Source organism: Pseudomonas sp. CJQ_9 (assembly GCF_043106615.1).
Lineage (GTDB): Bacteria > Pseudomonadota > Gammaproteobacteria > Pseudomonadales > Pseudomonadaceae > Aquipseudomonas > Aquipseudomonas juntendi.
Genome location: NZ_JBICMS010000011.1, coordinates 1 through 12,307 on the forward strand (window position 1 = coordinate 1; position 12,307 = coordinate 12,307).

The window sequence follows — 12,307 nt, forward strand, 5'->3', positions numbered from 1 at the left end:
ACCCGCGAAAGGGCCGCAAAGCGGCCCCAGGTTCCTCAGGCCAACTCTTCGGCCTGATCCTCACGCACAACCGCTTTCACCTCATCCAGCCGGCTGATGAACTTCCAGTCCGCCTCGTCGATGTAGATGCCATTCGGCCCGCTGCCACCTTCCAGGTCGATCGCCACCCGCGCCGATACCTGGGGCTTCACGCTTGCCAGAATCGGTACGAAGCCAAGCTGCAGGCTGGTTTCCAGCAGTGCCGCCTGGTTGCGCTCGTCGATGTCGGCCGCTTCGTCCAGGTAGTACGGCAGGCGAATACGACCTGCCAGGTCGCGGTCCATCAGGTGCAGCAACAGGTACATGTTGGTCAGCGCCTTGATGGTCATGGTGGTGCCGTTGGACGCCGCGCCATCGATGTCGGCATGGATGACCGGCTGGCCGTTGACCTTGGTGATCTCGAACGCCAGCTCGAACAGGTCCTTCAAACCCAGTTGGTTGTGGTTGGCCGCCACCAGACGCGCCAGGTACTCCTTGGCCTCTTCGTTCTTGTTGTCCTGCTCGGCGCTCTGGGTCAGGTCGAACACCGACAGGGTTTCGCCTTCCTCGTACTGGCCGGCACTGTGGATGATCTGGTCGATATGCTTGAGCGCTTCCTTGTTCGGCGCCAGCACCACGCGGAAGCTTTCCAGGTTGGATACCTGGCGCTTGTTGATCTCGCGGTTGAACAGCGCCAGCTGGTGCTCAAGGCTGTCGTAGTCGCTGCGGATGTTGCGCAGGGTGCGGGCGATGTCGGTCACCGCCGCGCGGCGGGCCTTGGCCAGGGTCAGGGCTTCGTCGGTGCGGTGCGCATAGGCGTTCACCAGCAATTGCAGACGGCGCTCCATGTCGTCTTCACTGTCGAACTTGGCCACGCCTTTCAGGCGCACCTGGGCATACAGTGCCTCAATCTGGTTATCGACGCGCTGCAGGCTCTGCCAGCTGTCCTGGTAGTCGTTAAGCAACGGCAGCAGGTTGTCCATCGAATCGTCGATGGCTTCCATGAAAGGCTTACCGTAGGGCAGGTCGGCCGGCAGCAGTTGGCGGCGGCGCAGGGCGTCCTCCAGGGTGCGCTGCTTGGACTCGAGGTCGCCGAGCTGGCGGCCGACCAGCTGCAGCTTGGCCGACAGTTGCTGGACGCGTTCGGTGAACGCGTCGCTGGAGCGCTTGCGCTCGTCCTGGGCGGCTTCCAGTTGCGACAGTTGCTCGAGTTTTTCCGGCTCTTCGGCAGCGAGGGTCTGGCTGCGGCGGTAGTCTTCCAGGGCCTTCTGGGCGTCCAGCACTTGCTGATACAGGGTTTCGGTCTGGGCCTTGGAGGCCGAGCGGTCGGCGGCTACGGCCTGCTGGGTCTTGAGCTGTTTCAGCTCCTTCTCCAGGCGCTCTTTCTGGTCGCGCAGGGCGGCGCGGTCGGCCAGGGCCTGCAGGGCCGGTGGGTCTATGTTGGTCAGGTCGATGGCCAGGCCCGGCGCCTCGAAACGCTCGCCCTTGAAGCCGTCGAGCACCGCTTCCAGCGATTTTACCCACAGGTCGCTGTCGTCCAGCTCGATGCCGCGCTCGCCCAATGGCAGGCTGAACAGCGCACCGTTGAACAGGCGCATCAGGCGGTCGACGTCCTGCTGCGAGAACTCTTCGCGCAGGCGCGCATAGCTGTTGTTGTCGGCATGGTCGAGCTGCTGCTTGACCTGCTTCAGGCGCTTTTCCAGGTCGCGCACACGCTCGTCGAGGTCTTCGGCGCTGAACTGCCGCGACTGGGCCAGGGCACCGGCCAGTTCGTCGTGCGCGTCCTTGGCTGCCAGCAATTGCTGCTCCAGCACCTTCACGTCATCGACCAGCGCAAAGCGGTGCTTGAGGACCGACAGCTCACCCAGCCAGCGCTGGATACCGGTGATTTCGCGCTCCAGGCGCATCAGCTCCTGGGTGCCGCCGCGCTGGTCGTTCTGCAGGCGGTCCTGCTCGCCACGGTAGTGCTCGGCCTGGATCACCAGCTCTTCCTTGCGCGCCATGGCGTATTCCTGCCAGGTGCCCAGCAAGGTGTCGAGCACCGGGGAAATGCGGTGCAGCTTGCCGCGCAGGATGTCACGCTGGGCCACGCCACCCGCCAGCGCCTCGACCAGCGGGCCGGCCGCGACCAGGGCGTTGTAGTCCTGTTCCATGCGGCGTACGTCGCGGAAGGCCTCTTCGCAGGCGGCGATGTAGTCGACGCTGCCCGAGCGCAGGCTGTGCTCGAAGGCATCGAGGAACAGTTGCTTGAGCTTGGCCGCAGTGATCTCGCGCATGTGCAGCAGGTTGATGAACAGTGCGCGGAAGGTTTTCAGGCTTTGCTCGCTGGTGGAGCGCAGCGGGATCATGGTCAGGTCCAGCGGCACCGACGTGTGGCCGCCGACCAGCAGCCGGCGCAGCTCGTCGGGCTTGACCTCGTAAGCTTTTATGCCCAGGCGCTCGAGGTTGGTGAAGAGCTCTTTCTGGCGCAGGCAGGTGTCGTTCTTCTGGTAATGGGCCAGGTCCAGTTCGCCCTTGTAGGCGAAGAACTGGTGACCGAAACCACCGCCCGGCCCGCGGCCGACCACGCCAATCACGTGGGGGCCATGGGGCAGGCTCAGTTCGCAGAGAATGTACGAGGTGTCGCTGGCAAAATAGAAGCGGCGCGACTGCTCGAGGCTGTACTTGCCGAAGCTCATGTCTGACATGCGTGCCAGGATCGGGAACTGCAGCGCGTTGATCGACGCCGATTTGCCCAGGTTGTTGGCGCCGTAGACCGACAGCGGGTGCTCCAGCGGGAACAGGCCAAGGCTGTAGCCTGCAGTGTTGAGCAGTGCAAAGCGGCGGATGCCGTAGCGTTCCTGGCTCATGCGTCAATCTCCTGTTGCTCTTCGCGGATGGCCCGGGCCAGGGCGTCCTCTTCGCTTTCCTCGCCGTCGAACGGCGTGAGGTCCAGCGGGTCGTCGGTGCGGTTGAGTTCCTCGGCGCTTTCTTCCTCGACCAATACCGGGGTCGGTAGCGGCAGGTCGCTGTGCAGCGTGGCGGCCAGGTCGCGGTCCTGCTGCACCGACAGGCACACGTCGAGAAAACGGTGCATGGGCGGCAGGAAGCGGTAGATGCCACCTTCTTCGTGGGCGAAGCCCAGCTGGGTCATGCGCCGCAGGATCTTTTCTTCAAGCTCGTCGACGGTCTGCACTTCAGCCTGCAGGAACAGGTCGCGGTACTTGTCCAGCAGCGAGGGCAGCTCGTCGCGGCCGATACTGCCGCCGTCCAGCACTGCCATGGGGTCACGGCCCTGGTCAGCCAGGTGCTCGACCAGGATGAAGGTGAACAGCGACAGGCGTTGTGCGGTCTTGTTGACCTGCGCGGCGGTCATCTCCGGGACGAAGTAGTAGAAACCACGGGTGTCGCACACCAGCTCGAAACCCAGGGCCTTGAACAGGGTGCGGTATTGGTCCTGGAAGTTCGACAGCTGAGCGTACAGCTCGGGGTCGCGACGGCTGATGTGAAAGCCTTTGAACAGCTCGCGGAAGATCGGCGCGAGCTGGGACAGTTCGGAAAGATCAAGATGCATGGGCTGGGCTCGCGTTGGGGTCGGTAGGCGCGCTGTTGGCGTCTTCGCGGCTGGAGGTCAGGGCGAACGAGCGCAGGCTGACCAAGTGTTCCTGGGTGGTGTACTCGCGCCGGTCCAGGCGTTCGCGCTTGAAGCGCTTTTCCCGCGACAGGCGTGAGAACCAGTACAGCAACTCGTCGGTGGCGCCTTCGGGCTCCTGCTCCAGCAGCCAGACCATCAGGTCGGGCAGGGGCAGCGCCTGTTCGCAACGTTCGGCCATTTCCTTGACCGTGCGCGGGGCGCGGGGCAGGGCACCGGACTGCGTCTTGTGGGCCTTGGGGAAGCGTGCCGGCTTGGGCTCGAAGCGGGCGAGGGCGTACACGTAGGCTTCGACCTGGCTGGCACTGCCGAGGAAGGTGCTTTGCGGGCGGGTAAACATCGGCATTGCCGCTTGCGGCACGGCATCCAGGCCCTTGCGCCGGATCACCGACAGGGCCAGTGCGGCACCACGGGTCACGGCGTTGTGCCGACGGGCTTCTTCGCGCAGCGGCAACAGCAGTTCGCGGGCGTGGCGCAGGGTGAGCTGAGCGTTGGTCTGCATCTCCAGGATGCGCGCATGGGTGCGCAGCAGCATGTCGTCATCGACCAGGTGGCCCAGGCGCGCCTGTTCGCCCAGCAGCTTGAGCAGCACGGTCTCGACCTTGCGCACGCCTTGCTCGAAGGCGCCGTCGGCGTTGACCAGCTGGATCATCGGCTCGACGTACTCGTCCCAGGTTGCCAGGACCTCGGCATAGCGCTGGCGCAGCGGGATCTGGCGGTTGCTGGTCTTGGCCCGTTCGGCCACGGCCACCAGCGCCTGCTCGTCGTTGTCGAGCTTTTTCAGCACATCGCGCACGCGCATGTCGAGCAGGCGCAGCTGGCGCGCCAGGTCGTCGCTGTCGCGGTTGTCGAAGGCGTCCTGGATGTGCCCGGCAAGGCGTTCCAGGTGGCGCAGGTAGGCTTCGATCTCCAGGCACAGGCCCAGCCGGTGCTCGCGGCGCAGGTAGGCGAGAAAGTCGTGTATCTGCGCATTGAGCTCGAAACGGTTCGGGCTTTTGGCCACCGGGACCAGGATGTCCAGGCGGATCCACACGTCGAGCAGCTGGGTGATGTCCTGCGGGGTGCTTTCTACTTGCTGGCGGGCCACATGCTGGCGCAGCTCGACCAGGCTCAGGGTGCCCTGGTCGAAACGCTCGCACAGCGGCTCGATCAGGGCCCAGTGTTCGGCTAGGGCGCGCAGGACGCGCTTGGGTTCGATCATTGGCTTCGACTCGTTGCCAAGAAAAAGGGGCGATTGTACTGCATCCGGGGGGTAGGGTTTCACCCCTCGGTCTGATAGACGCTGCAAAAACCAAGGCGTACACGTTAGAATGCCCAACTGCCTCCACCCCTCGGACCCCGCCCCTTGCTCACCGAACCTCGCCGCCGCGCCTTCCTTTCCGCCATGCAAGTGGTGCACTGGCTGCCGCGCGCCGAACTGCCATTCGCTGCGCCGTCGCGCCCCGAGTTGCTGCTGCCGGTGGCCCCGGTCGAGGACCTCGATTTCGATGTGCGGCCGGCCCCCCCTGGCAACGAAAAGCCAATCGCGCCCCAGGCGCGCTCCGCCGAGCGGCCCAAAATCGAGATCCCGCGGCCCGGCAGTGGGCCCAAGCCGGCGGTCAAGGCGGTCGAGGCCGAGGCGCAACCCGCACCACCAAGGCCGGCGCCGGTGCCACCGCCGCGTTTCGCGCTGCAGTTGCTGCGCGCCGGCAGTTGCCTGCTGCTGGTCGAGCTGGCCACCGGCCAGCCGTTCCAGAGCCGCGACCCGTCCTACCTGCTGCTCAAGGACATGCTGCGCGCCGCCGGGCTACCTGATGCACCGCAGATCATCGGCGAGCCGGTGCGCTGGCCGTTGCTGGTACGCGGCAACATGGACCAGGGCCCGGAGGCGGCGCGTGATTTTGTCCAGGGCTTTGTCCAGGCGCGCCTGGAAGACGCGCCGTGCGCCTGCCTCTGGCTGGTGGGCCTGCCAGCGGTGCGCTTTGCCGCCAACGCCGACGCCCAGGCCTACTACCAAACCCTGAAGCTCGACGGCCTGGGCGACGCCTGGGTCTTGCCGGGCCTTGAACTGTTGATGGACGAGCCGCAGCGCAAGGCGGACGTCTGGAAAGCCATGCGCCAGCTGATGGCGCGCTGGAAGAGCGTTGAATGAGTGACTCGATCAGTTTTCGCCCGATGACCGAGGCGGATCTGGATGCCGTACTTAAGATCGAATATGCCGCGTTCAGCCATCCCTGGACCCGCGGGATTTTCCAGGATGCGCTCAAATCCTACGAAGTCTGGCTGATGTTCGATGGCGAGCAGCAAGTGGGCCATGGGGTGATCAACGTGATCATCGACGAAGCGCACCTGCTCAACATTACCGTCAAACCCGAGAACCAGGGTTGCGGCCTGGGCCTGCGCCTGCTGGAGCACCTGATGGCCCGTGCCTACCAGCTCAATGGCCGCGAATGCTTCCTGGAAGTACGCGCCAGCAACCAGTCGGCCTACCGCTTGTACGAGCGCTACGGCTTCAATGAAATCGGCCGTCGCCGTGACTATTACCCAGTGGCGGGTGGCCGTGAAGATGCCCTGGTGATGGCGTGCACCCTGCTTGAAGACTGAGTGAGGCTTGACCGCCCCTTCGTGGGCTTGCCCATGAAGGGGCGGCAAGTGGCTCACCGCTGCGGCGGCATTGCCTCGATCGGCTTGCGCAGGCCCCGCAGGTTCCTGGTCATCTCCCCGGTATTGCATTTCGCCGCCGCCTGTTCCGGCGTGAAATTGCGCACCGTGCGGAAGAACAGCTCACAGGTCTGTTTCTTCTGTGTGACCTGCCACTTGCTTGAGCAAGCCTCCAGGGTCATCTTTGGCTCGGCCCCCGGGTTACGCCCCATTCCTGCCTGCCAGCAGGCCGCGGTCAAGTCCTGCCCCATCATCTTCAGCCCGGCCGCATCGGCTGCATCCTGATCACCGCCATGGCTGTCCTTGTTTGCCGCATACCAGATCGCACTCGGGTGGTTGGCGCCTAGCACCGGCACCTGCGCGCCCGCTTGCGGGCTGATGCTGACCAGCCCCAGCACATTCACCTGTGGTCCGTACTGTTGCTGGATCCAGCTGCGCACCGGCGCACCGAAGGCGACTATGGGCAGTGGCTTGGTGGTGGTCTGCAGGGCCATCTCCTTGACCATGCGCAGCTGATAGTCCTTGAAGTAGCCGTAGGTGCCTGCCAAGGCATCGCCTGCACTGGCCGGGGCCGCGATCGGGGCGATGTCGATGATGGTCTGGTAGGCCGGCGTCTGGCTGGCGTCGACGCCGTTGAAGGTCAGCAGTTGCGCCCAGCGGTCGGTGGTATTGGAGCGCAGGTAGTCCTGGGCCTGGGTCAACGAATAGTCCGGCGGGAAGTGCAGCAGCTCGATGCTGCGGCGGTTCTGCAGGGCCATGCCCAGCGGCAGGAACAGGTACCAGTCGTAGGACCATTTGCCATCCTTGTTCAGCTGGCTGGCACCGTTGTAGGCCAGCTCGCCGCTGTCCAGCAGCTTGCGCAGGGGCTCGACATAATTGGCGGGCACGTCGGTGATGGTGGCATGCAGTTGGTCCTGCTCGCGGCTGACGCGCACCTGGGCGTTGGCATGGCCGTCGCGGCGTACGCTCTGGGTCAGGTAGTGCTCAACGGTCTGCTCCAGGGTCCAGTCGCGGTAGCAGACAACGTGGCAGTTGTTGGGGAAGGCGAACAGGCGGGTGACGCGCTGGGTGTCGCCCAGGTCGATGCGTGCGTCGGCCAGCGCCAGGCCGCTGAAGGCAAGGGCGGCGAGGCTCGGTAAGAACGTGTTGTGCATGCTTAACTCCTTGTCAGTGGCCTGCTGCGGTGGCGGCCGTGCTCATACTGAGGCACTGGGCGTGGGAAAGAGAAGAGCAAGCGGGTTGCTACTGGCTGCGGGTGTGCTGTCGAGCACCATGGCACTGACGGACGAGCGCGACGTAGGGATGTTCGCGCAGTGGGCGGGCGACCATCAGACCCGGCCGTTTCGCGAGATGCTGGTGGATGCGCGTCTTTATGGCGTTGTGCCTATCCACCAGTTGCTGCGTTCGGCGTCGGACTGGAAGTTGTGCCATGCCTCACCGTTCGCGGTACCGCCAGCCGATAACTGGCCGGCGGTGCGTTCCACGTTGTCGTTGCTCGATGCGCTCGAGGGGCTTGGTATCTTGCGCCAGTTTGAAGTGGTGTCGGCCTATCGCAGCCCCGAGCTCAATCGCTGCGCGGGTGGCGCCGTGGGCAGTGCCCATACCCGCGCTTTCGCGGTCGACATGCTGCTGCCTGCCTGGGCCGACCCCTATCCACTGTGCCGCTTCTGGCAGCAGCATGGCCGGGACTGGAACATGGGCCTGGGGCGCTATCCGAGCGGGCGCATCCACATCGATACTGCGGGTTATCGCACCTGGGGTGGTGATGGCGGCTCTGGTTCGTCTTTCTGCCCCCGGTGATAACCCAGTCAAATAGATCGGGGCTTTTCTGCAGGCAAAGAAAAAGGGCTTACCTTGCGGTAAGCCCTTCGTCTTGTTTGGTGGCTACACAGGGACTTGAACCCCGGACCCCAGCATTATGAATGCTATGCTCTAACCAACTGAGCTATGTAGCCGATGGCGCGCATTATTCTCTTGAAGGCCCCCCCTGTCAACACTCATTTCAAAAAAAATTTGCACGCTTTCAAAAACTTAGCGGCTAGGGCCGCTTCTAGCGCACCACCAGCCAGTGCCCGAGCACGCCCTGCAGCTGCAAATGCTGGGCGGCGGCCAGGGATTGCAGGGTTTCCCCGGCGCGGTCGAGGTTGAAATCGCCGCTTACACGGCGATGGGCCAGTTGTTCATCCATGAGCCATACCCGCTGGCCCTGGTAGCTGGCCAGGCGCTCCAGCACCTGCCCCAGCGGCATGTCGCTGGCCTTCAGGTAGCCGCTGCGCCAACTGTCTACGGTTTTCAGGTCCGCTGGGCGTACCGCATGGATGCGCGTGCCATCGAACGTTACCCCTTCACCGGTGGAGACCAGGCGCTGCTCCCCCCCCAGCACGACCAGGGCTTTGCCACTGATGACCACCAGTTCGTCATGGTTGGCGTGGCGGGCGACTTGCAGGCGGGTGCCGAACACCTGGATGCGTGCGTTACCCACTGCCACCTCCAGGGCGCGCCCATCGAGCGCCACCTGCATGTATACCTGGCCCTGTACCAGGTGCAACTGGCGGGTACGACCGCGCAGGTCGACATTCATCGCACTGGCGCTGTCCAGGTTCAAGGTTGTGCCATCGGCCAGGCGTGTGCGCCGCCGCTCACCGGCATCGGTGTGCAGCTCACTGGCCAGGCGCTGCATCAATGGCCAGTACAGGTAGGCTGCGGCGGCCAGGCCCAGGAGAAAGACCAGCGCCACCCATTTGCCCAGGTGATTGCGGCGCTCGCGTAGCTGCCGTGGGTGAGGGCGGGCGGGTGGGGGCTGCACCTGCTGCCAGAAACGCTCCAGCTCGGCATAGGCCTCGGCGTTTTCAGCGGCTTGGCACCAGGCCACGAAGGCCTGGCGCTGGGCGTCGTCACAGTTGGGGTGGCGCAACGCCGAGAACCACTCGAGCGCTTCCTGCTCGGGGTGGGGTTGCAGCTGTTTGGCGGGCATCGGGCTCATGGGTACGGTCTGCTCGCGAGAGGGGCCAGCGGGCCCAACGATGACAGGAGAAGTAGACAAGGATGCTAATTATATTGAGAACCATTTTCAAGAACGTCGCGACAGAGGGAAAAAAAGGTAGCTAAGTATCTATTTGTTTCCCGATAATCGGATCCCAAACCTAAGGACGGAGATTTAGGCAAATGGCCACCAGTAGCGCCTCCACCGCATCCAGCCAGGCACCGGCCAACCAGGCCACGCCGCTGGTGATGCGTATCATCGGTTTCTGCGCGCTGGCGCACCTGATCAACGACCTGATCCAGTCGGTACTGCCGGCGATCTACCCGATGCTCAAGGCCAATTACAACTTGAGCTTCGCCCAGATCGGCATGATCACCCTGACGTTCCAGATCACCGCCTCGCTGTTGCAGCCCTGGGTCGGCTTTTTCACCGACCGTCGGCCAGCACCGAACCTGCTGCCGCTGGGTACCTTGTGCACCCTGGTTGGGATCGTGATGCTGGCGTTCGTCGGCAGCTTCCCGATGATCCTGCTGGCGTCGGCACTGGTGGGCATCGGTTCCTCCACCTTCCACCCCGAAACATCGCGCATCGCGCGGCTGGCCTCGGGCGGGCGCTTTGGCCTGGCCCAGTCAACCTTCCAGGTGGGGGGTAACACCGGTTCGGCGCTGGGCCCGTTGCTGGCGGCGGCCATCGTCATTCCGTTCGGCCAGACCCACGTCGCCTGGTTCGGCCTGGCGGCGTTGTTCTTCCTTGGCGTAACCCTGATGCTGCGTGGCTGGTACAAGGAACACCTCAACCAGGCCAAGGCACGCAAGGCGGTGCAGGCCACCCATGGCATCTCCCGCCAGCGGGTGATCGTGGCGCTGATCGTGTTGGGCCTGCTGGTGTTCTCCAAGTACTTCTACATGGCCAGCTTCACCAGCTACTTCACTTTCTACCTGATCGAGAAATTCGCGGTATCGGTGGCCAGCTCGCAGTTGCACCTGTTCCTGTTCCTGGGGGCCGTGGCGGCGGGGACCTTCTTCGGCGGGCCGATCGGTGACCGTATCGGGCGCAAGGCGGTGATCTGGTTCTCGATCCTGGGCGTGACCCCGTTCACCCTGGCGCTGCCCTATGCCGATCTGTTCTGGACCACGGTACTGAGCGTGGTGATCGGCTTCATTCTGGCTTCGGCGTTTTCCGCCATCGTGGTGTATGCGCAGGAGCTCGTGCCAGGCAGCGTGGGCATGATTGCCGGCATCTTCTTCGGCCTGATGTTCGGCTTCGGCGGCATCGGTGCGGCGCTGCTGGGGTACGTGGCAGACTTGCGGGGCATCGAATACGTCTATGGCGTCTGTTCGTTCCTGCCGCTGTTCGGATTGCTGGCGGTGTTCCTGCCCAATACCGGCAAGCGCTGATTTCGTCGGGGCCGCTGCACGCGGCGGCCCCTGCCGATTGACGACCGGACTGTCCTTGGCCTAGAGTGCCGCCACTTTCCCCAGCCACCTGCGTAGTAGCCAAGCAATGCGCCGTACCCCGTCACTGCCCAGCGCCCGCCAGCCTGCCCGTCAGGGCTTGCGCCATGCGTGGCCGAGCGACACGGTACTCAAGCGCCGTCGCAGCGTGCTGTTTGCCTTCACCTTCTCGCCACACCTCGCCTGACCTGATCTGCGCGTTCGCGCCGCTGGCCACTTTGGCCTGCGCGCCTGTGTCTGCACGTTTTTCCGGTTTGCAAGGAGTGGTACATGAACATGCGTTTGCTGGCGGGCCTGTTGTTCGCCGTTTCGGTCGTGGGTTTCAGCCTGGGGGCGAGCCTGCCCCTGGTTTCGTTGCGCCTGCATGAAGCAGGGGCGGGCACCTTGGAAATCGGCATCATCTCGGCTATTCCTGCTGCCGGCATGATGCTTTCGGCATTCCTGGTCGATGCCTGCTGCCGCCACCTCACCCGGCGCACCATCTACCTGCTGTGTTTCAGCCTGTGCACACTCAGCATCGCCCTGCTCGAAGCGGCCTTTGGCTCGCTGTGGCTGCTGGCGCTGCTGCGCCTTGGCCTGGGGCTGGGCATGGGTATCGCCATCATCCTGGGCGAGTCGTGGGTCAACGAACTGTGCCCGGAGCACAACCGCGGCAAGATCATGGCCCTGTATGCCACCAGCTTTACCGGCTTCCAGGTGCTCGGCCCGGCCATGCTGGCAGTATTGGGTGCGGACAGCCCATGGATCACCGGCGTGGTCACTGTTGGCTACGGCCTGGCCTTGCTGTGCATCGTGCTGACGGTGCCCAATGACCATGTGGCGCACGAAGAAGGCGAGAAAAGCTTTGGCCTGGCGGGGTTCTTCCGGGTAGCGCCGGCGTTGTGCATGGCGGTGCTGTTTTTCTCGTTCTTCGATGCCGTGGTGCTGTCGTTGCTGCCGGTGTACGCCAGCAGTCATGGCTTCGCCGTGGGGGTGGCGGCATTGATGGTGACGGTGGTGTTTGCTGGTGACATGTTGTTCCAGCTGCCGCTGGGCTGGCTGGCCGATCGGGTCGAGCGCACCGGGCTGCACCTGGTGTGCGGGCTGGTGGCGATGTCGATCGGTATAGGTTTGCCATGGTTGCTGGACCTGACCTGGCTGTTGTGGCCGTTGCTGGTGGTGCTGGGGGCGGTGGCCGGGGGGATCTATACCTTGGCGTTGGTGCTGATCGGCCAGCGCTTCAAGGGCCAGGACCTGGTGACCGCCAATGCCAGCGTGGGCCTGCTGTGGGGCGTTGGCAGCCTGGTCGGGCCGCTGGTCAGTGGTGCGGCGATGGGCGTGGCGCCGCATGGCCTGCCAATGGCGCTGGCGCTGATGGCCGGGCTGTTCGTGTGCTTTGCCCGGCAGTCGTTTCGGGCTGCGGGCCGCCTGCGCGCGTTGGCGGACTGACGGCTTCGGGGTTGCTTCGGTCATAAATGGCCGCTTTGCGGCCCATCGCGATACAAGGCCGCTTCTACAACGGGCTGGGGTGGCCGGTAGCCCTGCGGGGCCGGGCCGGCATCATTGATCGATGTAGGAACGGGTTCACCCGCGAATACGGTG

11 protein-coding genes and 1 tRNA gene are annotated in these 12,307 nt (G+C 64.4%); 6 read left to right on the plus strand and 6 right to left on the minus strand.

Translation table 11 applies throughout. The features are described from left to right. Positions 1-35 precede the first annotated feature (35 nt). From mksF to mksB, 3 genes are read right to left on the minus strand one after another with little or no spacing between them, the layout of a single operon-like run. Positions 36-2,867 (minus strand): Mks condensin complex protein MksF, encoded by a 2,832-nt coding sequence (mksF, locus tag ACF8SD_RS01685; protein ID WP_392483448.1) that lies wholly within the window; start codon positions 2,865-2,867, stop codon positions 36-38. Next, a complete protein-coding gene (mksE, locus tag ACF8SD_RS01690) occupies positions 2,864-3,571 on the minus strand; it encodes an Mks condensin complex protein MksE (RefSeq protein ID WP_392483449.1) in 708 nt (235 codons plus the stop codon). Before mksE ends, mksF begins: the two co-directional genes overlap by 4 nt. Further along, positions 3,561-4,850 (minus strand): Mks condensin complex protein MksB, encoded by a 1,290-nt coding sequence (mksB, locus tag ACF8SD_RS01695; protein WP_009686111.1) that lies wholly within the window; start codon positions 4,848-4,850, stop codon positions 3,561-3,563. The genes mksE and mksB overlap by 11 nt, the downstream gene beginning before the upstream one ends. Positions 4,851-4,994: 144 nt before the next feature. Here mksB and ACF8SD_RS01700 point away from each other — a divergent pair, with 144 nt between their 5' ends. Together ACF8SD_RS01700 and rimI are read left to right on the plus strand one after the other, a co-directional pair. After that, positions 4,995-5,780, plus strand: coding sequence for an energy transducer TonB (locus tag ACF8SD_RS01700; protein WP_392483450.1), 786 nt, complete (start codon positions 4,995-4,997; stop codon positions 5,778-5,780). Next, positions 5,777-6,232 (plus strand): ribosomal protein S18-alanine N-acetyltransferase, encoded by a 456-nt coding sequence (gene rimI / locus ACF8SD_RS01705; protein WP_029887538.1) that lies wholly within the window; start codon positions 5,777-5,779, stop codon positions 6,230-6,232. The genes ACF8SD_RS01700 and rimI overlap by 4 nt, the downstream gene beginning before the upstream one ends. A 53-nt stretch (positions 6,233-6,285) precedes the next feature. Here rimI and ACF8SD_RS01710 read toward each other — a convergent pair whose 3' ends face one another. Continuing rightward, a complete protein-coding gene (locus ACF8SD_RS01710) occupies positions 6,286-7,443 on the minus strand; it encodes a hypothetical protein (RefSeq protein WP_392483451.1) in 1,158 nt (385 codons plus the stop codon). 118 nt (positions 7,444-7,561) lie between these two features. On the opposite strand from ACF8SD_RS01710, the gene ACF8SD_RS01715 reads away from it, so the two are divergent. After that, the gene (locus tag ACF8SD_RS01715; RefSeq protein WP_392483452.1) at positions 7,562-8,089 is read left to right on the plus strand and encodes a D-Ala-D-Ala carboxypeptidase family metallohydrolase; all 528 of its coding nucleotides are present in this window, start codon (positions 7,562-7,564) and stop codon (positions 8,087-8,089) included. A gap of 78 nt (positions 8,090-8,167) precedes the next feature. On the opposite strand, the gene ACF8SD_RS01720 is transcribed toward ACF8SD_RS01715, so the two are convergent. Both ACF8SD_RS01720 and ACF8SD_RS01725 read right to left on the minus strand, forming a co-directional pair. After that, a tRNA-Met gene (locus tag ACF8SD_RS01720) sits at positions 8,168-8,244 on the minus strand. 95 nt (positions 8,245-8,339) lie between these two features. Beyond that, positions 8,340-9,263: a FecR family protein gene (locus ACF8SD_RS01725; protein ID WP_392483453.1), complete on the minus strand. Its 924-nt coding sequence runs from the start codon at positions 9,261-9,263 to the stop codon at positions 8,340-8,342. A 191-nt stretch (positions 9,264-9,454) separates the two neighbouring features. Between ACF8SD_RS01725 and ACF8SD_RS01730 the strand changes: the two genes are divergently transcribed. The 3 genes from ACF8SD_RS01730 (at position 9,455) to ACF8SD_RS01740 (ending at position 12,154) form a co-directional block, all read left to right on the plus strand. After that, positions 9,455-10,669: an MFS transporter gene (locus tag ACF8SD_RS01730; protein WP_009686117.1), complete on the plus strand. Its 1,215-nt coding sequence runs from the start codon at positions 9,455-9,457 to the stop codon at positions 10,667-10,669. Positions 10,670-10,775: 106 nt separating this feature from the next. After that, on the plus strand, positions 10,776-10,913 hold the full coding sequence (locus ACF8SD_RS01735; RefSeq protein ID WP_173887555.1) for a hypothetical protein: 138 nt from the start codon (positions 10,776-10,778) through the stop codon (positions 10,911-10,913). 83 nt (positions 10,914-10,996) lie between these two features. After that, positions 10,997-12,154, plus strand: coding sequence for an MFS transporter (locus tag ACF8SD_RS01740; protein WP_054903914.1), 1,158 nt, complete (start codon positions 10,997-10,999; stop codon positions 12,152-12,154). Positions 12,155-12,307 lie beyond the last annotated feature (153 nt).

Bases quoted from the DNA above. Each gene is read 5' to 3' on its own strand.
- ACF8SD_RS01735 (WP_173887555.1), top strand. From the start codon at position 10,776: ATGCGCCGTACCCCGTCACTGCCCAGCGCCCGCCAGCCTGCCCGTCAG.
- mksB (WP_009686111.1), bottom strand. From the start codon at position 4,850: ATGATCGAACCCAAGCGCGTCCTGCGCGCCCTAGCCGAACACTGGGCC.
- mksE (WP_392483449.1), bottom strand. From the start codon at position 3,571: ATGCATCTTGATCTTTCCGAACTGTCCCAGCTCGCGCCGATCTTCCGC.
- ACF8SD_RS01730 (WP_009686117.1), top strand. From the start codon at position 9,455: ATGGCCACCAGTAGCGCCTCCACCGCATCCAGCCAGGCACCGGCCAAC.
- ACF8SD_RS01740 (WP_054903914.1), top strand. From the start codon at position 10,997: ATGAACATGCGTTTGCTGGCGGGCCTGTTGTTCGCCGTTTCGGTCGTG.
- rimI (WP_029887538.1), top strand. From the start codon at position 5,777: ATGAGTGACTCGATCAGTTTTCGCCCGATGACCGAGGCGGATCTGGAT.
- mksF (WP_392483448.1), bottom strand. From the start codon at position 2,867: ATGAGCCAGGAACGCTACGGCATCCGCCGCTTTGCACTGCTCAACACT.
- ACF8SD_RS01725 (WP_392483453.1), bottom strand. From the start codon at position 9,263: ATGCCCGCCAAACAGCTGCAACCCCACCCCGAGCAGGAAGCGCTCGAG.
- ACF8SD_RS01710 (WP_392483451.1), bottom strand. From the start codon at position 7,443: ATGCACAACACGTTCTTACCGAGCCTCGCCGCCCTTGCCTTCAGCGGC.
- ACF8SD_RS01715 (WP_392483452.1), top strand. From the start codon at position 7,562: ATGGCACTGACGGACGAGCGCGACGTAGGGATGTTCGCGCAGTGGGCG.